This is a genomic window from Ureibacillus galli, assembly GCF_014836845.1.
GTDB lineage: Bacteria > Bacillota > Bacilli > Bacillales_A > Planococcaceae > Ureibacillus > Ureibacillus galli.
Genome location: NZ_JACSQA010000018.1, coordinates 12897 through 35096, shown reverse-complemented (window position 1 = coordinate 35096; position 22200 = coordinate 12897). Strand labels below are relative to the sequence as shown.

Below are 22200 nucleotides of genomic sequence, written 5' to 3'. Positions count from 1 at the left end.
TTATAGATAAATGATCGATGTTTTTCTTATCTACTTTCACAGTCATAGGATTAATTAGAAAGGTAGATTTTTCTACCTTTCTTTTTTCATTACCTTAGATCTTCCTTTAATAAAAGATAGGTTTTTCCATTTACTCTGAAAACATAGGCAAAGCGCCTATGTTTTTTTGCAGTTTGAACAACATATATCTATAAATGAGTAGGAGGAACAACAATGCACTTTTTATTATTTTTTTAATACGAGCTTGTAATAGAAGCTCGTATCGATTCTAGCTATCGATACGAAAAAGTAAATTTTCGGAGGTAGCAAAGATGGAACAAATTTGTTTTGAATTACAAAATGTCGAAGTAACTTTTTTAGATAAAGAAATTTTAAAGATTAAAAGATTGGCGATACATCAATTTGACCGTATTGGGATTGTTGGTAAAAACGGTTCAGGGAAAAGTACTTTAATTAAAATGTTAGCAGGTATCATTCAACCAACGAAAGGTCAAGTTCATCGTCTTGTAGAGAGCGGATACTTTGAACAACTGGAAATTCCGGCAATCCGAGAAGCAGATCCAGCGCTTGTTGGGAAATTAGCTGTTCCAAAGGACTCTAATCAGTTAAGTGGTGGGGAGCAAACTCGATTGAAACTTGCCCAGTTGTTTACCCATTATTACGAAGCGTTACTAATTGATGAACCAACAACCCATTTAGATCAGGAAGGGGTTTCTTTTTTACTTGATGAATTAAGGTATTACTATGGTGCCCTAGTATTAATTAGTCATGATCGGGCTGTATTAGATGAACTAGTAACAACGATTTGGGAAATTGATGAGGGTGAAATTCATGTGTATACAGGAAATTATAGTGAATACTTGGCGCAAAAAAAGCTAGAGCGGCTACAACAAAGTCAAGCACATGAACAGTTTATAAAAGAAAAGAATCGCCTGGAAAAAGCAGCACAAGAAAAAATGAAAAAAGCAGAAAAGGTTGCACAAGCAAACCGTATGTCGAAAAAAGAAGCACGGGCTAAACCGAATAAATCTTTTATGACAAAATCGAAAGGGACTAGTCAAAAATCAATCCAACGAGCAGCAAAGGCGATTGAGCAACGAGTGGAAAAACTGCAAGAAGTCGAAGCAGTTAAAGAGGATAGCCCGATTGTTTTCCGTCAGTCAAAAGCGGTAGAACTGCATAATAAGTTTCCGATTATGGCTGATCGTTTTACTCTTCAAGTAGAGGGTAAAGTATTACTAAAGGAAATAAGTTTCCAATTACCGCTCGGTAAAATAGTGGCGATTACAGGAAACAATGGAAGTGGGAAAAGTACATTGCTTTCTCATATTGCGAATATGGCACCTGGCTTAATCATATCTCCAAAAGCTAAAATAGGGTATTTCCGTCAAATGAGTTATCAATGGACAAAGGATGAATCGGTATGGGAAATGATGAAAAACTCTTCTGACTACGATGAAGGACTTTTACGGAGTGTTTTGCATTCGATGCAGTTTGTTGGAACAGATATTCAAAAGCATGTAAAGTCTTTAAGTGGCGGTGAAGCCATTCGCTTAAAGCTATGTGAACTATTTTTAGGTGAATATAATATTTTATTGTTAGACGAACCGACCAACTTTTTAGACATTCAAGCGATCGAAGCTTTAGAAAAATTTATAAAAGGCTATGAGGGGACCATTATATTTGTACCCCATGATCGAACATTTATTGAACGGGTAGCAGAACAAGTATATGTGATAGAAGACCAACAGTTAAAATTAAAAGACTAATAGGGAGAAGCAGAGAAATTTATCTCTGCTTCTTTTTAATTTGTATAAAAGTGATTAGTATAAGTATATTTTGCTAATAATGGTAGAAATAGGTCCCATCTTTTAGCGTAATGGTTTGTATTAGTAAGTGAATTACTATTGATTAATCATATAAAAATTATGTTAAAAAATTTGTGTAGTAAGAATGGTGAATTGTATCTTTCGATAAAACCCTTTATACACAACGTCTAACTTTTATTCCCTAGGAAATAAAAAGGAAGTCATTGTGTAAATTATTTTTCTAGCAAACTAACTATTTTGGATGAGGAAAATGTTTAATCCCCAAAAAATCATTGAAGGAGTGAAATTTATGCTGCAGATTAGTAGAAAATATTTTGCTTTACCATTGAATCATGTGTATTTTCAAGAGTCGAAAGGTGATAGTCGATTTGACCCGAAATTAATTCGTTACACCCATTTGTTGAAACCGTCAAGGCAACTACAAGGACAAAAAACGGTCCATATTGATTTGCAAAAAGATGAACAACGATTATTAAACTCCATGTCTACTGATATACAAAATGAAGTTCAGGACATGCAAGAAAAAAACTGGAATATTTCTATTATTGATAATGTAAAGGATTCAGATATTCATGATTTTAAACAATTTTACAACTTAAATAGAAAAAAAGAAGGTGGAAGTAAAATAAATAACTTCGACATACAAACATTAAAGTTACTCCGAGATAAAGGTGGATTACACATAACGAAATTGGAAAATGAACGAAATGAAACGATTTGTTACCGGGTTTATGTAATCAATGGTGAGATGGCCATGTCTTTATACGATTGTAGTCAAGCGCGGCGAACAGATGACTATGCAAATGCCTTTTTAATCTGGGAAAATATAAAACATTTTCGTCGGTTAGGTTATAAAGTATTTGATTTCGGTGATATCAAAGGGGAAAAACAGTTACAACAATTAAAAGTAAATTATGGGGGTACGATTGTAACCGTTTTTTCTGGTTTTATTTCAAAAACATTTATTAGTACGATGCTTCTACAACTCCATTGGTGGCGAGGAATGAAGGGAACAAGTTATGAATAAAATTTGATGGATAGAAGTGTATGGGAATCTACTTATTAATTAACAATGCAATTGTCATCTTATTTCAAGACAGATTTGATATAATGGAAATAATAGAGTTAGAGAGGAATTATGATGATGACAAATAAACCGCATCTTTTACTAGTGGATGGAATGGCGTTATTGTTCCGTTCATTTTTTGCTTCAAGCGCAATGGGACATTTTATTCGTTTAGAAGACGGAACACCAACAAATGGGGTACAAGGATTTGCCCGTCATGTTTTAACAGCCCAATCGATTATGAAACCAACCCATTTAGCTGTTTGTTGGGATATGGGGGCACAAACTTTCCGCAATGAATTATTCGATGGATACAAGGCGAATCGTCCAGCACCTCCTGAAGAAATGTTGCCCCAATTCGATATGGCAAAGGAAGTTTCTGAAATGATTGGCTGGAAAAACTTTGGTCAAATAGGTATGGAAGCAGATGATACGATTGGGTCCATGATTGAAAAATGGAAAGAGGAAGCGAATATTACTGTTATTAGTGGTGATAAAGATTTGCTTCAATTATTAAACCCAACGACTCAAATTGCCTTCACGAAAAAAGGATATTCAGAATACGACGTTTACACAGAACAACGTTTTAAAGAAGAATATATGATTGAGCCTTATCAATTTGCTGATGTGAAAGCTTTTATGGGGGATACTAGTGACGGATACCCAGGGGTAAAAGGGATTGGTCCAAAAACGGCATTACAGCTAATCCAAAATTATGGATCTGTTGAAAATGTTTTAGCAAATTTAGATGCTTTAAAACCTGCTCAACGATCAAAAATCGCTGACAACTTGGAAATGTTGAAGTTATCGAAAGAATTAGCAACGATTCAACGACAAGTCCCGATTCATGCTCAATTAAATGAGCTGCAATTAGTAGATTATGAACAAGACAACTTCGAGCGCTTACAAGAAAGAGGATTTAGTTTAATTGTAAAGCATGCAAGATCTTTATATTCTTTCGTTTAATGGAAAGAGATAGAGCCGGGTGACCTTTTAGGTATCACTTCGGCTCTATTTTTACGAAACGAACGACTTTACGATTAGGAGCGTAGGGAACTTTTCTTATTTGACTATCACGGTTACGTCCACCATTATCATGAACGATGAAATACAGTACATCCTTCTCGATTTCATAACCAATTAGTGGAACCCAATGGTATTTGAAGGTCGGCTTTGAACGCCATTGAAAGGTAAAATATTTATCAAATTTCATTGCTACGGGTCTTCCTGCATCCAATTCCTTTAACGCAGTTGTTAGCGAGCAACTGGAAACACTCCAATTAGGTCCTAATAGTTTTTGTAAATTTTTTATTAAACGCCATTTAAATAAACCGATTTTCGTGCCACCTAAAAAGGTATAAAGTTCATTCACATCTTTATTGAATGAATGATTTAATAAGTAGTTTAAAATGACCAAAACGGTCGTTGGACCACAAGCTGAGTTTTGGAATTTCGGATGGACATCTAGACTATATTGGGACATTCCTTTTAGATTTAGTTGCGTTTTCATCGTACACCTCTTTTTCTTTTTCGGACAATGGCTGTCCCAATGGACTATACAAAAGTATAATAGAAGATAGGCTATATGATAAATGAAGAGTCTTAAATTTGAAGGTTTATTAGGGGGAGTTAATTTTGAAACAGTACAAAACACTATTATTCGACTTAGATGATACATTGCTTGATTTTGGGGCAACAGAAGAAGTTGCACTGCAAAAGTTATTTCAAGATCAGCAATTTGAGTTAACACCTGAAATGAAAGCCGACTATAAAAAGTTAAATAGCGAGTTATGGCGAGCTTATGAAGAGGATAAAATGGATCGGGATGAAGTCGTGAATACGCGATTCGCTATTTTATTTAAACAATACGGTATTGAAGTAGATGGGGTTGCTTTAGAAAAAAACTATCGAAAATATTTATCGGAAGGGCATCATCTCATTGAAGGGGCATTGGATTTAATTAAAACATTATATAAACAATTTGATTTGTATGTTGTGTCCAATGGAGAATCGAAGACACAGGAAAAAAGACTTCACGATTCTGGACTGACACCTTATTTTAAAAAAGTATTTGTGTCAGAAGATACTGGTTATCAAAAACCGATGAAGGAGTTTTTTAATGTGGTGTTTTCACAAATTGAAAATGTCGATTTATCAACAACATTAATAATTGGTGATTCCTTTAGCGCAGATATAACAGGTGGTTGGAACGTGGGGATCGATACATGTTGGATAAACCTTAAAAAGATAGCGATTCAATCAGAAATTACTCCTACCTATGAAATAGTTAAACTTGATGAACTATATAACATTTTACATGTAAAGCAATAAAAAAATGGGTGGCCATATTTACATTAGCCACCCATTTTTATTCATTTTCCTTCTTTTCTTCTTTTTGTAACAGTTTCCCCACCGATGCCCCAATTATCTGTATCTACTTCATCAATAACAACGACCGTTGTAGCAGGATTTTTACCTAATACATCAACTAATAATTGAGTTGCTCCTTTAATTAAAGCTGCTTTTTTCTCTGGTGTCACATCTTCATTTGTAATTTTAATATTGACATATGGCATCTTTATTCACCCCAATTAAATTTAATTTAACATGAAAAGGAATCTTAATAAAAACAAAGACTACAAACTAAGTAGAATGTTTAGTTTGTAGTCTGTTCGATTAGTTTTGAGCGTTTAAAAACTCTTTTACATCTTCTGGTGATTTTGCGTTAGCACTGTGTAAGTGAGCCAATTTTTCACTATTTTTGAAGATTAATAAACTTGGAATCCCCATAACTTGATATTTTTCAGCTAGTTCTGGGAAATCATCGCGGTTAATTTCGTACCAAGTATATTGATTGTATTCCTCGATAATTGGATCGATAAACATGTTCATACGTGTACAGTCTGGGCACCAACCTGCATAAAATTTTACGATAACCGGTTGTTCAGATGCGATAATTTCATTAAATTGTTCCGCAGTAGTAATTGCTTGCATTTATATCACTCTCCTTATCATCAGTGTACACATTTTAAATTTTTTTAAAAGTAATTTGACTTAAATGAATGGTTGTTCATAAAATATAGATAGAACTATTAATTTAGTAAACGAATAATTGATTTTTTAGAAAATTAAGTTAAAAAATATTGCTAAAAATGAAGAAATATTCTACACTAAGAACAGAATAACTGTTTGAAACAATTAATATTTTGAGAGCTATATTTTTTTTACCATAAAATGAATGAGTATTCATTCAAAGGTGATAAGGGGGATGCATATGTCTTACAAAATTCAAACAGCAGCCGTACTAGGCTCAGGGGTTATGGGATCGGGTATTGCCGCACATTTAGCAAATATCGGGATTCCAACATTGTTATTAGATATCGTACCAAGGGAGTTAACGAAGGAAGAGGAAGCGAAAGGACTGACATTAGAACATCCAGCAGTTCGCAATCGCTTTGCAAGCAGTGCGATTCAAAAGCTATTAAAACAAAAACCGGCACCATTAACAGCTAAGAAAAATTTATCACTTATAACAGTTGGAAACTTGGAAGACGACTTAGAAAAGTTGAAAGATGTAGATTGGATTATCGAAGTGGTAGTTGAAAACTTAGATGTAAAGAAAAGCCTATTTGAACGGGTAGATGCAGTACGGAAACCAGGTACAATCATTAGTTCTAATACATCAGGGATTAGTGTAAATGCAATGGCTGAAGGTCGTTCTGAAGATTTCCAAAAGCACTTTTTAGGAACTCACTTCTTTAATCCTCCTCGTTATTTAAAACTGTTGGAAGTAATTCCGACTGAACATACGTTACCTGAAGTTGTTACCTTCATGAAAACGTTTGCTGAAGATGTATTAGGCAAAGGGGTTGTCGTAGGAAAAGATACGCCGAACTTTGTGGCTAACCGAATTGGAACATATGGCCTTCTTATTACACTTAGAGAGATGTTAGAGCGCGGATATTCCGTTGGGGAAGTGGATTCGGTAACGGGTACATTAATTGGTAGAGCAAAATCAGCAACTTTCCGAACTTTAGACGTCGTTGGTTTAGATACATTCCTTCATGTGGCGAAAACGGTTTATGACCAAACAACAGGGGAAGAACAAAAAGTATTTGAAGTGCCTGAGTTAATGAAGAAAATGGTCGAGAATGGTTGGCTAGGTGCAAAATCAGGGCAAGGTTTCTTTGTGAAGAAAGGAAAAGAAATTTTTGAAATTGAGCCATCCACTTTAGAGTATGTGCCAATGAAAAAATTACAGACGCCTTCGATTGAAATGGCTAAACAAACAAAAGGGCTTCCAAATAAGGTGAAGACATTAGTATATGCGAATGACCGAGTAGGTGAGCTACTATGGAACATATTTGCTCCGACGCTACTTTATTCTGCTGAACTAACAGGCATCATTGCAGAAACAATTGTTGAAATTGACAATGCGATGAAATGGGGCTTTGGCTGGACACAAGGACCTTTTGAAATGTGGGATGCCATTGGGGTCAAACAATCTGTTGAAAAAATGGAGTCTGAAGGAAGAGAAGTTCCTTCATTTGTAAAAGAATTTTTAGCTAAAGGCTATGAATCTTTCTATACAGAAATTGATGGAGATTTAGCGTACTACAATGGCAATGAATATGTAAAAGTACCTGTGAATGAGAAAGTGATTGATTTAAAACGCTTTAAGAAAAAACATGGGGTTATTAAATCAAACTCTGGTGCTAGTTTACTAGATTTAGGTGATGGGGTTGCATTGTTAGAATTCCATTCAAAATCCAATGCGATTGGTTTAGATATTATTCAAATGATCAACTTCGCAATAGATGAAGTGGAGGCAAATTTTAAAGGCCTTGTAATTGGAAATCAAGGGAAAAACTTCTGTGTAGGAGCAAACCTTGGCATGATTTTAATGGAAGCTCAAGATGATAATATTTTTGAACTAGATTTTACTATTCGTGCTTTCCAAAAAGCAATGCGTAGAATTAAATACAGTAAAAAACCAATTGTGGCAGCACCTTTTGGAATGACGCTTGGTGGAGGATCTGAAGTATGTTTACCAGCTGCTCATATTCAAGCATCTAGTGAAACGTATATGGGATTAGTGGAAGTAGGGGTCGGATTAATACCTGGTGGCGGTGGAAATCTAGCACTCTATGAAAAGTTTATAAAAGGGATTCCGAATGGGGTGGAAATAGACTATCAAACGATTGCCAATAAAGTATTTGAAACAATTGCTTTAGCGAAAGTTTCCACATCCGGTGAAGAAGCTCGCGAAAATAATTTCTTAAACTTTGCAGATGGTATTTCAGTAAATCCTGATCATTTAATTTACGATGCGAAACAGGCTGTGCTAGCTTTATCAGAAGCTGGATATACAGCGCCTATACCGAAAAAAGTGAAAGTCGTCGGAGCACCAGGATACGCAACACTATTGTTAGGTGCCCAAGGAATGTATCAATCTGGCTTTATTAGTGAACATGATTTGAAGATAGCGAAAAAGCTCGCATATGTGATCGCTGGCGGACTTGTGCCATACGGAACAGAAGTAACGGAAGATTATATACTAAACTTAGAGCGTGAAGCATTTTTACAACTTGTTGCCGAACCGAAATCGCAAGAACGGATGCAACACATGTTGATAAAAGGAAAACCATTACGCAATTAATCATAGTCTGGCAGGAATGTCGATGAACTGAAATACAAAAGCCAATGGATAAGGGGGATATATCAATATGCGTGAAGCCGTAATTGTAGCAGGTGCAAGAACACCAATTGGTAAAGCAAAAAAGGGTTCACTTGCGAACTTCCGTCCTGATGATTTTGGGGCAGTTGTTGTTAAGGAAACATTAAAAAGAGCTGGATATGAAGGTCCTATCGATGATTTAATTATGGGCTGTGCAATGCCGGAAGCCGAACAAGGAATGAATGTAGCGAGAAATATAGGGGCGTTAGCTGGGTTACCGGATACGACACCAGCCATTACAATTAATCGATTTTGTTCATCTGGACTTCAAGCGATTGCTTATGCAGCTGAACGGGTGATGTTAGGACATTCAAAGGCGATTTTAGCTGGTGGCGTTGAATCGATGAGTATGATTCCGATGACAGGTAATACGGTTCGGCTAAACCCGAAACTAGCAGAAGAAGCACCTCAATATTATATGAGTATGGGGCATACCGCTGAAGAAGTAGCCAATCGTTTTGGGGTCAGTCGAGAAGACCAAGATGCCTTTGCTGTACGTTCTCATGAACTAGCGGCAAAAGCAATTAAAGAAGGAAAATTTAAGGATGAAATTGTACCAGTTGAAGTTGTTCAACATTTCGTAGATGAAAATCACAAACTTCAATCTAAGACTTTTACATTTGATACAGATGAAGGTGTTCGTCCCGATACTTCGCTGGAAGGTCTTGCAAAACTGCGTCCTGCCTTTAACGTAAAAGGGTCTGTTACAGCAGGAAACTCTTCACAAACATCCGATGGGGCAGCAGCAGTATTAGTAATGGATCGAGAAGAGGCGGAAGCTCAAGGATTAAAACCGATGGCAAAATTTTTAGGATTCGCCGTTGGAGGAGTGCCTCCTGAAGTAATGGGAATTGGCCCTATCGAAGCTGTGCCAAAAGCATTGAAAATCGCTGGACTTTCCTTAGAGGATATTGACTTATGGGAGCTAAATGAAGCATTCGCTTCCCAATCAATTCAAGTAGTACGCCATTTAGGCATCGATATAGAAAAGGTGAATGTGAATGGTGGGGCAATCGCTTTAGGTCACCCACTTGGTGCAACAGGTGCCATCTTAACATTAAAGTTAATCCATGAATTAAAACGTCAAGGTAAAAAGTATGGCGTTGTCACAATGTGTATTGGTGGCGGTATGGGTGCTGCTGGAGTATTTGAAGTGTTATAAAAAAGATTTGTTCTAGTAAGTAACACGAATGAAGTGAATTATGACAAAGGTCTAAATTGTAGTGTCTTAATTATTTTCAATATAGGGGAGGAAATGTAGATGGTTCAAACAACAAATGTTATTAAAGGTGGAAGTTTTTTAATTGAAGATGTGGAATTAAATCGTGTCATTACGCCTGAAGATTTTACAGATGAGCAACTAATGATTGCTCAAACAACGACGGATTATGTTGAAAATGAAGTGAAACCAGTAGTCGAAAACTTAGAAAACCACGAATTTGAACATTCTGTACGTTTATTGAAAAAAGCTGGTGAATTAGGATTACTAGCTGCAGATGTACCGGAAGAATATGAAGGATTAGGTCTAGATAAAATTTCTTCTGCATTAATTGCAGAAAAAATGTCTCCGGCTGGAGGTTTCTCTATTACTCATGGTGCTCATGTAGGTATCGGTTCATTACCAATCGTTCTATTCGGTAACCATGAACAAAAATCAAAATATTTACCAAAGCTTGCTTCAGGGGAATTAATTGCAGCTTATGCTTTAACTGAACCAGGTTCTGGATCTGATGCGCTAGGAGCAAAAACTGTAGCAAAATTAAATGAAGCTGGAACGCATTATGTATTAAACGGAGAAAAACAATGGATTACGAACTCTGGTTTTGCGGATGTTTTCGTAGTCTATGCGAAAATTGATGGCGACAAATTCTCAGCCTTTATCGTTGAACGGAACTATCCAGGAGTTTCAGTAGGGGCAGAAGAGAAGAAAATGGGGATTAAATCTTCTTCAACTCGTACATTAATCTTAGAAGATGCTGAAGTTCCTGTTGAAAATTTACTAGGTGAAGTTGGACGTGGTCATGTTATTGCATTTAATATTTTAAATATCGGTCGTTACAAATTAGGGGTTGGTACTGTTGGTGCTTCTAAACGTGCGTTAGAATTAGCAATCGCCTATTCAAATCAACGTCAACAATTTAAAACACCGATTTCAAGCTTCAATTTAACAAAAGAAAAAATTGCAACGATGGCATCCCAACTATATGCATCAGAATCATTAAATTACCGAACTGTCGGTTACTTTGAAGATCGCTTAAGCCAGTTATCAGAAGAAGAACAAAAGGATGGTAAAGTCATTGCAGCTGCAATTGCGGAATATGCAATTGAATGTTCGATTGCCAAAGTATTTGGTTCTGAAACGTTAGATTATATTGCGGATGAAGCAGTACAATTACATGGCGGCTATGGTTTCATGGCAGAATATGAAGTGGAACGTATTTACCGTGACTCACGTATTAACCGTATTTTTGAAGGAACAAATGAAATTAACCGATTACTAGTTCCAGGAACATTTATGAAAAAGGCGTTAAAAGGAGAATTACCTTTACTTCAAGCTGCTCAAAAGCTACAAGAAGAGTTGTTAATGTTAATGCCTGAAGAAATCGGAGATGAGCCTTTAGCACAGGAAAAATATCTTGTGAAAAATGCGAAGAAAATTGGTATTTTAACTGCGGGTGTCGCGGCACAAGCCTTCGGAGCAAAACTTGAAAATGAACAAGAAGTTTTAGTAAACATTGCGAATATTGCTAACCAACTGTATGCGATGGAATCGGCTGTCATCCGTACAGCAAAAGCGATTGAGCGTGATGGTGTTGAGAAGTCAAAACAAAAACTTCTTTATACTGAAATTTTCTGCCAAGAAGCATTTGCTGAAATCGAAAAAGAAGCGAAAGAGACAATTCTTGCTTCTGCCGATGGAGATAATGGAAAAATGATGCTTTCAGCTCTACGTAAATTAACTCGTAGCAACCCTTACAATTTAATTTTGAAAAAACGTGAAGCATCTAAAAAACTAATCGAGGCTGAAAAATATATTGTGTAAGATATATAAAAAAGGTATCCAACTTGGATACCTTTTTCTTTTTTTGTTAAATGTTATGCTCTTTTCTTACGTAAAACACACTTTAAATGAGTTTCACTTTACCCCACATTCGTATTAAGACTCCATAAAACCGTTAATAATGTAAGCGAAATAGTCTAAGTGGTGAAACAAAAAATGATCGGAAAAAGACCTTTTCACTTTATCTTTTTCAGTACAATCAATCTCTGTTATACTTTATGTAAATGTTATAACTTATGAAGGAGAAGTGAAATGACACTAAAATTGATTCAATATCCACGCTGTACAACTTGCAAAAAAGCTCAAAAATGGCTAGATGAAAACGGAATTTCCTACGAACTTATTCATATTGTGGAACAAACCCCAACTAAAGAACAGTTAAAATCGTATTGGAAAGCGAGTAACCTACCTTTAAAGAAATTTTTTAATACATCGGGTATGAAGTATAAAGAATTAGGGTTAAAGGACAAATTAACTTCAATGTCAGAAGAGGAACAATTAGAATTACTTGCATCTGACGGGATGTTAATTAAACGTCCGATTGTAACTGACGGTGAAAAAGTAACGTTAGGTTTTAAAGAAGCTGAGTTTGCAGAATCTTGGAAATAATCCTCTGAACTAGCTTGTATTTGCTATAGAAATATGTCAAACTAAACTTGAATGAATTACATATTTGGAGGGGTTTTTAGTGAGCACACCGAAAGATTTACGTTATTCAAAAGAACACGAATGGATTAAAGTAGAAGATGGAAAAGTACGTGTAGGAATTACACACTTTGCTCAATCTGAACTAGGCGATATTGTTTTCGTTGAGCTTCCACAAGTAGGCGACGAAATTCAATTAAACGAGCCATTTGGTAGTGTAGAATCTGTTAAAACTGTGTCAGAACTATATGCACCAATTTCAGGGAAAGTTGTTGAAATTAACTCTGAGCTTGAAGATAGTCCAGAATTTGTTAATGAATCACCATACGACAAAGCGTGGATGATTGTTGTAGAACCAACAGATCTTTCGCAAGTTGATGCTTTATTAACTCCTGAGCAATATAATGAATTAATTGATGCAGAATAAGAATAAGATATAGTAAAAACGCCAGAAACCACTGGCGTTTTTTTTACAATAAAATATAATAAGTAACCATCTTCTTTTTCTAATTTTTTATGCATATTTGCAGACATTTTTTAGCTGTATAACTACAAAGCGTGGGGTGAAGCAAATGACTGTTGAAAAGTGTATAATTGTTGAAGGCCGATCGGATAAGTTGAACATTGCACCAATTTTTGCTGAGGATGTTAAAATTATTTGTACAAATGGGACAATTAGTGAAGATGCTTTATTAGATCTTTTAGAGCCTTTTGAAGAGTGTAAGCTCTATACTTTATTTGATGCAGATAATTCTGGAGAAAAGTTGAGAAAGCTAACGAAAAGAATTTATTCTGAAGCTGTTCATCTTTTCATTCCTCGAACATATATAGAAGTTGCCAATGCACCAAAAAAAGTGTTGGCCCAATTATTAAATGAGGCGAAATTTTCAGTGCATAAACAATATTTATCTTCATCAACAGAGGCATAAATACTTAACCGAATCACTTAGAAAAAATGCAGCTTTATGATATAAAATTGAGTAGGATGATGGACAAATGGAAGAATGGACGATTGAAACTTGGGAGCAGCAAAGGGAGCAAAATGCGCTAACAGCTTTCTATTTATATACCCCTATGTGCGGAACGTGTGCTGTCGCATCAAAAATGTTGGATGTAATCGAAACGCTTTTGCCTGAACTACCGATGGGAAAGGCGAATATTAATTTTCTCGAACAACTAGCATTTGATTATCAAATAGAAAGTGTTCCTTGCTTATTGATTAATCGGGATAGTGTAGTTGAAAAAGTGTATGCATTTCAATCCGTGCCCTATTTATACGAAAAGTTAAAAAAGTAGTTGACTACTTAAAATGAACGTGATAAAGTTACATCCATAATCTTAAAATTTAATATCGTAACTCTTATAAAGAGCGGTGGAGGGAAGTGCCCTATGAAGCCCGGCAACCATCACATTATGTGAAAAGGTGCCAAGTCACGCGAAGTGGATACTTTGAAAGATAAGAGAACGGTTATCGTAAATAGATATTTTATTGCGTACCCTTTCTACTTGTCTGTGTAGAGAGGGTTTTTATTTTGGGATAATATTTTCAAAAGGAAAATGATAAAAAAGTTGTGTATTTTACATACATTTCTTCCTCAACATAAGAAAATTGAGGCGTAACATAAAGGAGTACATATATGATTGAGCTAAAGGATATATCGAAAATATATAAGACAAAAAATGGTGAAATAGCAGCTGTAAAAAATGTTAATTTAACCGTTCATAAAGGTGAAATTTTCGGCATCATTGGATACAGTGGCGCCGGGAAAAGTACGATGATTCGTTTATTAAATGGACTAGAAAAACCGACTAGCGGATCGGTCATTGTAAATGGTCAGCCGATTTCATCCATTTCAGGTAATAAACTTCGTCAAGCAAGACAGAAAATCAGTATGATCTTCCAACATTTTAATTTACTATGGTCCCGTACAGTTGCAGAAAATATCGCATTTCCATTAGAAATTGCCGGTGTTCCAGCAGCAGAACGTAAAGTCCGAGTAAAAGAGTTAATTGATTTAGTAGGCTTATCTGGCCGAGAAAATGCCTATCCTTCCCAGTTGTCTGGTGGTCAAAAACAGCGGGTAGGTATTGCAAGAGCACTAGCAAATAATCCGGAAGTGTTACTTTGTGATGAAGCAACAAGTGCGTTAGATCCAGAAACGACGGATTCCATTTTAGAATTGTTATTAGATATTAATAAACGATTAGGACTTACGATTGTTCTCATTACCCATGAAATGCATGTCATTCGAAAAATTTGTCACCGAGTGGCCGTAATGGAAGCGGGTCAAGTGGTAGAAACAGGCGATGTCCTTCAAGTATTCCAACAACCTCAAGCGGATATTACGAAAAACTTTGTTATGCAAGTATCTGGAACAAAGGATTCAAAAGATTCCATTGAACAGATTTTAGCTAATTATCCAACGGGTAAAATTGTGAAACTAACGTTTATAGGAAATAAGACGGAACAGCCAATCATTTCCCAATTAATTAAACAGTTCAATGTGGAAGTGAATATTGTTCACGGTAACATTTCACAAACGGCAAGCGGACCATACGGAACATTAATTGTTCAAATTCTAGGTGAAGATAGCAACGTTCAAAAAGCATTAAATTTACTTAATTCAATAGAAATTCAAACGGAGGTGATTGAACATGCTTAGTGAATTATTTCCGAATGTTCGATGGGAAGATATGTGGCAAGCTACATACGACACCCTATATATGACAATCATCTCAACAGCAGCAACCTTTATCATTGGTTTAATAGTTGGTATTGTATTGTTTTTAACAAGTCCACATCAAATATGGGCAAATAAAATTGCAAACTTTATTACCGGATCATTAGTCAATATTTTCCGTTCGATTCCATTTATCGTATTGATTATTTTATTAATTCCATTTACGAAGTTTTTGCTAGGAACAATTCGCGGAGTAGAGGCAGCATTACCTGCTTTAATTATTGGAGCAGCCCCTTTTTATGCGCGGATGGTATTAATCGCATTACGTGAAATTGATAAAGGAGTTATAGAAGCAGCGCGTTCAATGGGAGCGAAAACTTTTACAATTATTTGGAAAGTATTAATTCCAGAATCGATGCCTGCTTTACTATCGGGTATTACAGTAACGGCAGTAACGCTAGTAGGATACACGGCGATGGCAGGAATTATCGGCGCAGGAGGATTAGGAAACTTAGCCTTTATCGATGGTTTCCAACGAAGTCGTGATGATGTAACACTGATGGCGACGATTATTATTTTAATTATTGTGTTTATTATTCAGTTTATTGGGGACTTTATAACAACAAAGACCGATAAACGATAATTATCACTTTAGTGCTTACGGTATAGACCGTTCACATATAAAAGAAATAAAGAAAAGGGGAAGAAGCAAATGAAGAAATTATTATCCATTTTATTCATATCAGTAGTCGTACTTGCATTAGCAGCTTGCGGTAACGCAAAAGATGAAAAGACAACTGGTGAAGGTGCAAAAGAAGAATCGAACAAAATTACAATTGGGGCGTCTAACGGTTTACATGACATCATTTTAGAACAAGCAAAACCGATTTTAGCTGAAGAAGGTATCGAATTAGATATTAAACCTTACCAAGATTATGTAATGCCAAACCAAGATTTAGAGTCTGGTGATCTTGATGCTAACTACTTCCAACACATTCCTTATTTAGAAACTGAAATTAAAGATAAAGGTTATGATTTCGTAAACGCTGGTGGCATTCATATCGAACCAATCGGTATTTACTCTCAAAAATATAAGTCATTAGATGAGCTACCGGAAGGTGCAACGATTATTATTTCTAATTCTGTTGGAGATCAAGGTCGTATATTAACTCTTTTAGAAGCAAAAGGTTTAATTAAATTAGATGAAAATGTTGATAAAGCGGTCGCAACAGTTGATGATATCGTGGAAAATCCGAAAAATTTAACGATTGATAATAGCTCTGCTCCAGAAATGCTAGTTACTTATTATGAAGAAGGCGAAGGCGATGCAGTTGTCATTAACTCGAACTTCGCAATCGATGCTGGAATTAACCCAATTAAAGATTCAATCGCAATCGAGGATTCTGAATCTCCATATGTAAATGTAATTGCAGTACGTTCTGAAGACAAAGATAATGAAGCAATTAAACGTTTAGTGGAAGTGCTACATTCGGATGAAATCCAACAATTTATTCTTGATGAGTGGGGCGGCGCAGTCGTACCTGTAAATAAATAATCTAAAAACCTTCGGATGAAAATCCGAAGGTTTTTTCATAAGAAAGCGTCCATTGGATTCAATGGACGCTTTTATGGTTAAATAAAACGGTTTAACCTTGAGAAGAATGTGTTAATAAATTTTAAAAATACTTGTTCGGACGGCCCGAGTTCACGGTTTGTTGGATAAATGACACCGACAGTCCTTGTTAGGATAGGACTTTCAACTTCCATTTTAACGGTTAAACGTGGTGTTGAGTCATACAAGGAGCTTTCAGGTAGGAGTGTTACGCCGATATCCGCAGCAACTAACCCTTTTAATGCATCCATGTCCTCCCCTTTAGAAGTAATATTCGGGACAAATCCTGCCGATTTACAAGCATCAATCGCAACTTTGTGTAAAATATATCCTTCCGGAAATAATACAAAATTATCCTGTCGTAGGTCGGACAAATGAATTTTACTTCGTTTAGCTAAAGGATGGCTAGCAGGAAGTAGGGCGTGGATTTTTTCACTAAATAGAATGGTAGTATTAATGCTTTCATCTGCCTGAGGAACAGGTCCTAAAAATGCCAAATTAAGTTCTCTATTTTTTACAGCATCGATTAAATAACGATAAGATCCTTGGCGTAAATGGAACATAACATTTGGATATTCCTTTTTAAAAGCAGAAATAACGGTTGGTAATACATAACTTGCAAGACTTGTAGGGAAGCCAATTTTAATGGTTCCTTTTGCGGGGTCTAAATATTCTTCCACTTGTTTAACTGCAAAATCAATTGCCTTCAATGCGGTAACTGTGTGGTCTAAAAAGATTTTACCAATTGGTGTCAGTTTTACATTTCGACCAACTCGCTCAAAAAGTGCTGTGCCTAGCTCGTCTTCTAAGTTTGCTATCTGTCTGCTGACTGCTGACTGGGCGACATGTAAATGTTCGGCTGCTTCCGAAATATGTTCCCTTTCTGCTACTTCTACAAAGTATCGCAATTGGCGTAATTCCAACGTTTTCACCCCATTTATCTAAAAATTAGATTAATTCAATCCAAACTATATATTGTTTATATTATTTTATAAACCTTAAAATGTAAATAAGGTATTTATGAGATTTGGGGGGATTTACATGGCTTTTCATCAGTATCCGAAGGCACAAGGTCTTTATTCACCGAGTTTTGAACATGACGCTTGTGGTATCGGTTTTTATGCAAATATTAAGGGACACGCTTCACATGAAATTGTAAGAAATGGATTAGAAATGTTATGTCGCTTAGATCACCGAGCTGGACGCGGAGGTGACGGTAAAACTGGCGATGGTGCTGGTTTAATGGTGCAAATTCCTGACCAATTTTATAAATTGAATTGTCCAGAGCTAAACTTACCGGCAAAAGGGGAGTATGGTGTAGGACAATTATTTTTTACAGAGGATGATAAAGAGAGAGAATCCATTGAGAAAAAAATGAATGAATTGATTGCACAAGAAGGGCAATCTTTAATCGGATGGCGAACAGTCCCTACAGATAAGGGAATTTTAAGTGATGTTGCTAAGTCAACGGCGCCTATTGTTCGTCAAGTGTTTATAAAAGCAGAAAACCCTAAAGATACGTTAGCCTTTGAACGCAAGTTATATTTAATTCGGAAGCAGACTGAATTTTGGGCAAAGCAACAGGATATGAAATTTTATTGCCCAAGTATGTCGAGCCAAACAATCGTATTTAAAGGGTTATTAACTCCAGAAGAAGTAAGTGAGTTTTATATCGATCTACAAGATGAAAGCTTTGTTTCAGCTTTTGCCATTGTTCATTCACGTTATTCAACGAATACATTCCCAAGCTGGGAACGTGCTCATCCGAACCGCTACATCGTTCATAACGGTGAAATCAATACATTACGTGGGAATATTAACTGGATGACGGCAAGGGAACAACGCTTTATTTCAGAAAGTTTCGGTGAAGATTTAAATAAATTATTACCGATTATTGATAACTCAGGTTCAGATTCATCCATGTTGGACAATGCCTTTGAATTTTTTGTATTAGCTGGTAGAACGCCTGCCCATACGGCGATGATGCTTATTCCTGAACCATGGACAGAAAACCCTCATATATCCGAGGAGAAAAAGGCGTTTTATGCATATCATGCTAGTTTAATGGAACCATGGGACGGACCGACAGCAATTTGCTTCACAGATGGTAAACAAATAGGTTCGATTCTAGACCGGAATGGTTTACGTCCAGCGCGTTATTATGTAACAAAAGACGATATGATTGTTTTTTCTTCAGAAGTAGGGGTTGTTGATATCGAAGAGGAAAACGTTTTATATAAAGAACGTTTAAGTCCAGGTCGTATGCTGCTTATCGATTTAGAACAAGGGAAAATTGTTTCCGATGATGAGTTAAAAAGCGAAATGGCCCAGGCAGAACCTTATGGTCAATGGTTAGAAGACAACTTAGTAACAATCGAAGCGGAAAATGAATTACCGAAAAAAGTAGCTGATTTAACTGTCCGTCAAAAATCCTTCGGTTACACTTTTGAAGATATTCAAAAATATATTGTTCCAATTTCTACAAGTGCAAAGGATCCGATTGGTTCAATGGGGAATGATTCACCATTGGCTGTATTATCTGATCGTCCGCAATCATTGTTCAATTACTTTAAGCAACTATTTGCTCAAGTTACAAATCCGCCAATCGATTCCATTCGTGAACATATTGTGACTTCGACGATGACTTTATTAGGTGCAGAAGGAAACTTGTTACATCCAAATGCTGAAAATGCCCGTCGCATTTTTTTAGAAACACCGATATTAACAAACGGTGAGTTAAATGAACTGACAAGCTTGTCGAATAAATATTTTCAACATTCAGTCATCAATCTTCAATTTGAAATGTCTTTAGAAAAAGAATTGGAACGTCTTTTCAAAGAAGCAGATGAGGCAATTAACGCAGGTATAACATTGCTCGTTTTAACGGATGAACTTGATTCAGTCCATACACCAACAATACCAATCTTACTTGCGGTAAGTAGCTTACATCAATATTTAGTTCGTACAGGTAAGCGAACTTTAGTAAGTTTAATTGTCAATAGTGGTGAAGCGAGAGAAGTTCATCATTTTGCATCTTTAATTGGTTTTGGTGCAGATGCAATAAATCCTTATTTAGCATACGCTTCAATTCAGCAGTCGATTGAAGCTGGCCATCTTAACTTAAGCTATCAAGATGCTGTAGCCAAGTATCGTAAAGGGATTGCAGATGGTGTTGTGAAAGTCATGTCAAAAATGGGGATTTCTACTGTTCAATCATACCGCGGAGCTCAAATTTTTGAAGCGGTAGGTATTAGTAAAGAAGTGATTGATCAGCATTTCACAGGTACAGCATCCCAAATTGATGGTATTGATTTAGAAACGATTGGTGAAGAGGCAAAACGTCGTCATGCATTAGCGTGTCGTTCAAAGTCGGAATTATTAGATTCCGGCAGTGATTTCCAATGGCGTGCAGATGGTGAACATCATGCCTTTAATCCAAAAACGATTCATACTTTGCAAACAGCTACGAGAAGAAATGATTACGGTTTATATAGAATGTATGCGGAAATGGCAAATGAAGAACGTATTGGTTTTTTACGTAATTTATTTGAATTCAAATCTACGAACCAATCGATTCCGTTAGAAGATGTAGAACCGGTAGAATCGATTTTAAAACGATTTAAGACGGGGGCAATGTCCTTTGGTTCGATATCAAAAGAAGCCCATGAGACATTAGCGATTGCGATGAACCGAATTGGTGGTCGCTCGAATTCCGGTGAAGGTGGAGAAGACCCAGCTCGTTTTGAAGTAAATCAAAACGGTGATAACCGGAATAGTGCAATTAAACAAATTGCTTCAGGGCGTTTTGGTGTGAAATCCCATTATTTAGTGAATGCGAATGAGTTGCAAATTAAAGTCGCTCAAGGGGCTAAACCAGGTGAAGGTGGACAATTGCCAGGGAATAAAGTATATCCATGGGTTGCTGAAGTTCGTGGTTCAACACCAGGTGTAGGATTAATTTCACCGCCACCACATCATGATATTTATTCAATTGAAGACTTAGCAGAACTAATTTACGATTTGAAAAATGCCAACCGTAACGCTCGAATTTCAGTAAAACTTGTTGCAAAAGCGGGGGTAGGAACAATCGCAGCAGGTGTAGCAAAAGGTGGAGCTGATGTCATCGTTATTTCTGGATATGATGGCGGAACAGGAGCATCACCTAAAACTTCTATTAAACATACAGGTTTACCTTGGGAACTTGGGTTGGCTGAAGCTCATCAAACATTAATGTTAAATGGACTTCGTGAAAAGGTAACATTAGAAACCGATGGAAAGTTAATGACAGGTAAAGACGTTGTAATGGCGGCTTTACTAGGAGCGGAAGAATACGGATTTGCTACAGCTCCTTTAATCGTCCTTGGCTGTATTATGATGCGTGCTTGTCATTTGGATACATGCCCGGTTGGTGTGGCAACACAAAATCCGGAGTTGCGTGCAAAATTCATGGGAAATGCTGACCATATCGTGAACTATATGACATTTGTAGCGGAAGAAATTCGAGAATATATGGCAAAATTAGGATTCCGTACGATTGAAGAAATGGTTGGTCGTACAGATGTCCTTCAAATTAGTGAACGGGCAAAATCCCATTGGAAAGCAAGTCAACTTGATTTATCAGCATTGCTATACCAAGTGCAAGGGGTACGTACGAAACAAACAAATCAAGATTTACGTATTAACGAAACTTTCGATGTACGTGAACTTCTACCAAAAGTAGAAAATAGTATAAAAGAAAAAGAACGTGTTGAATTAGAATACACGATTAAAAATACAGATCGAGTTGTTGGGACAATAATCGGAAGTGAAATTTCGAAAAAATACGGCGAAAAAGGGTTGAAAGATGGCACGATTACATTGAAATTTACTGGTCATGCTGGCCAAAGTTTCGGTGCCTTTGTTCCACGTGGGATGGCGTTATCTTGTGTTGGTGATGTCAATGACTACTTCGGTAAAGGGTTATCTGGTGGTAAATTAGTGGCCATTGCTCCTATTAAAGGGGAGCAAGAAAAAAATGTCATCGCTGGTAACGTATGCTTATATGGAGCGACAAGCGGTACGGCTTATATTAATGGTCGCGCAGGCGAACGCTTTGCGGTACGTAACAGTGGAGCTAATGTAGTGGTTGAAGGTATCGGTGATCACGGCTGTGAATATATGACTGGTGGTCGTGTCGTTATTTTAGGAGATGTTGGGAAAAACTTCGCAGCTGGTATGAGTGGTGGAACTGCGTATGTTTTACCAACAGATGAGGCAAGTTTTAAAGAAAAATGTAATACAGAAATGATTCAATTGGAACGACTAGAAGATAAAGCAGAAATCGAAGCAGTACGCTCCATGATTATTAAACATCTAGAGCATACGGAAAGTACGATTGCATTAGATATTCTAGCGAAATGGGATTATTTTGTTAAGAAGTTTATTAAAGTTGTACCAACGGACTATAAAGCAATGGTAGAGAAAATTAATTATCATCGATTCCAAGGGTTAACAGAGGATGGAGCTGCGATGCAAGCTTTTGTTGAAACAACTGGAGTGAAAGAATTAGCGATTTCCAAATAAGAGGGGG

At 36.5% G+C, this 22200-nt stretch carries 19 protein-coding genes and 1 riboswitch; of the genes, 15 read left to right on the top strand and 4 right to left on the bottom strand.

Annotated elements, in window-relative coordinates:
• Positions 1 to 311: 311 nt before the first annotated feature.
• The 3 genes from H9636_RS12065 (at position 312) to H9636_RS12055 (ending at position 3861) form a co-directional block, all read left to right on the top strand.
• Complete coding sequence (locus H9636_RS12065; RefSeq protein ID WP_191707832.1) at positions 312 to 1769, top strand: Msr family ABC-F type ribosomal protection protein; 1458 nt, start codon at positions 312 to 314, stop codon at positions 1767 to 1769.
• A 349-nt stretch (positions 1770 to 2118) separates the two neighbouring features.
• The gene (locus H9636_RS12060; RefSeq protein ID WP_191707831.1) at positions 2119 to 2856 is read left to right on the top strand and encodes a hypothetical protein; all 738 of its coding nucleotides are present in this window, start codon (positions 2119 to 2121) and stop codon (positions 2854 to 2856) included.
• Between the two features lie 117 nt (positions 2857 to 2973).
• A complete protein-coding gene (locus H9636_RS12055; protein ID WP_191707870.1) occupies positions 2974 to 3861 on the top strand; it encodes a 5'-3' exonuclease in 888 nt (295 codons plus the stop codon).
• Between the two features lie 34 nt (positions 3862 to 3895).
• Here the strand turns inward: H9636_RS12055 and H9636_RS12050 are convergent, their stop codons facing one another.
• Positions 3896 to 4405, bottom strand: coding sequence for a C39 family peptidase (locus tag H9636_RS12050; protein WP_191707830.1), 510 nt, complete (start codon positions 4403 to 4405; stop codon positions 3896 to 3898).
• A 125-nt stretch (positions 4406 to 4530) separates the two neighbouring features.
• On the opposite strand from H9636_RS12050, the gene H9636_RS12045 reads away from it, so the two are divergent.
• Positions 4531 to 5226 carry a YjjG family noncanonical pyrimidine nucleotidase gene (locus tag H9636_RS12045; protein ID WP_191707829.1) on the top strand — a complete coding sequence of 232 codons (696 nt, stop codon included), beginning with the start codon at positions 4531 to 4533 and terminating at the stop codon, positions 5224 to 5226.
• A 41-nt stretch (positions 5227 to 5267) separates the two neighbouring features.
• Here H9636_RS12045 and H9636_RS12040 read toward each other — a convergent pair whose 3' ends face one another.
• Together H9636_RS12040 and H9636_RS12035 are read right to left on the bottom strand one after the other, a co-directional pair.
• The gene (locus H9636_RS12040) at positions 5268 to 5471 is read right to left on the bottom strand and encodes a 2-hydroxymuconate tautomerase family protein (RefSeq protein WP_191707828.1); all 204 of its coding nucleotides are present in this window, start codon (positions 5469 to 5471) and stop codon (positions 5268 to 5270) included.
• 100 nt (positions 5472 to 5571) lie between these two features.
• Positions 5572 to 5889, bottom strand: coding sequence for a thioredoxin family protein (locus H9636_RS12035; RefSeq protein ID WP_122972508.1), 318 nt, complete (start codon positions 5887 to 5889; stop codon positions 5572 to 5574).
• 280 nt (positions 5890 to 6169) lie between these two features.
• On the opposite strand from H9636_RS12035, the gene H9636_RS12030 reads away from it, so the two are divergent.
• From H9636_RS12030 to H9636_RS11985, 10 genes are all read left to right on the top strand, one after another.
• Positions 6170 to 8554 carry a 3-hydroxyacyl-CoA dehydrogenase/enoyl-CoA hydratase family protein gene (locus H9636_RS12030; RefSeq protein WP_191707827.1) on the top strand — a complete coding sequence of 795 codons (2385 nt, stop codon included), beginning with the start codon at positions 6170 to 6172 and terminating at the stop codon, positions 8552 to 8554.
• 67 nt (positions 8555 to 8621) lie between these two features.
• The gene (locus H9636_RS12025) at positions 8622 to 9794 is read left to right on the top strand and encodes an acetyl-CoA C-acetyltransferase (RefSeq protein WP_191707826.1); all 1173 of its coding nucleotides are present in this window, start codon (positions 8622 to 8624) and stop codon (positions 9792 to 9794) included.
• 99 nt (positions 9795 to 9893) lie between these two features.
• Positions 9894 to 11675: an acyl-CoA dehydrogenase family protein gene (locus H9636_RS12020; RefSeq protein WP_191707825.1), complete on the top strand. Its 1782-nt coding sequence runs from the start codon at positions 9894 to 9896 to the stop codon at positions 11673 to 11675.
• 270 nt (positions 11676 to 11945) lie between these two features.
• A complete protein-coding gene (locus H9636_RS12015; RefSeq protein ID WP_191707824.1) occupies positions 11946 to 12302 on the top strand; it encodes an arsenate reductase family protein in 357 nt (118 codons plus the stop codon).
• Positions 12303 to 12381: 79 nt separating this feature from the next.
• Positions 12382 to 12765: a glycine cleavage system protein GcvH gene (gcvH, locus tag H9636_RS12010; RefSeq protein ID WP_191707823.1), complete on the top strand. Its 384-nt coding sequence runs from the start codon at positions 12382 to 12384 to the stop codon at positions 12763 to 12765.
• Positions 12766 to 12910: 145 nt separating this feature from the next.
• Complete coding sequence (locus H9636_RS12005) at positions 12911 to 13267, top strand: toprim domain-containing protein (RefSeq protein WP_191707822.1); 357 nt, start codon at positions 12911 to 12913, stop codon at positions 13265 to 13267.
• Between the two features lie 67 nt (positions 13268 to 13334).
• On the top strand, positions 13335 to 13634 hold the full coding sequence (locus H9636_RS12000) for a thioredoxin family protein (RefSeq protein ID WP_191707821.1): 300 nt from the start codon (positions 13335 to 13337) through the stop codon (positions 13632 to 13634).
• Positions 13635 to 13695: 61 nt separating this feature from the next.
• A riboswitch (SAM riboswitch) is annotated at positions 13696 to 13801 on the top strand.
• Between the two features lie 174 nt (positions 13802 to 13975).
• Positions 13976 to 15001: a methionine ABC transporter ATP-binding protein gene (locus H9636_RS11995; protein WP_191707820.1), complete on the top strand. Its 1026-nt coding sequence runs from the start codon at positions 13976 to 13978 to the stop codon at positions 14999 to 15001.
• Entirely contained in the window at positions 14994 to 15662 is a 669-nt protein-coding gene (locus H9636_RS11990; protein WP_191707819.1) for a methionine ABC transporter permease, read from the top strand. Before H9636_RS11995 ends, H9636_RS11990 begins: the two co-directional genes overlap by 8 nt.
• Positions 15663 to 15731: 69 nt before the next feature.
• Complete coding sequence (locus H9636_RS11985) at positions 15732 to 16574, top strand: MetQ/NlpA family ABC transporter substrate-binding protein (protein WP_191707818.1); 843 nt, start codon at positions 15732 to 15734, stop codon at positions 16572 to 16574.
• 77 nt (positions 16575 to 16651) lie between these two features.
• Here H9636_RS11985 and H9636_RS11980 read toward each other — a convergent pair whose 3' ends face one another.
• A complete protein-coding gene (locus H9636_RS11980; RefSeq protein WP_191707817.1) occupies positions 16652 to 17554 on the bottom strand; it encodes a LysR family transcriptional regulator in 903 nt (300 codons plus the stop codon).
• Positions 17555 to 17672: 118 nt separating this feature from the next.
• Here H9636_RS11980 and gltB point away from each other — a divergent pair, with 118 nt between their 5' ends.
• Positions 17673 to 22193 (top strand): glutamate synthase large subunit, encoded by a 4521-nt coding sequence (gene gltB / locus H9636_RS11975; protein WP_191707816.1) that lies wholly within the window; start codon positions 17673 to 17675, stop codon positions 22191 to 22193.
• Positions 22194 to 22200: the final 7 nt, after the last annotated feature.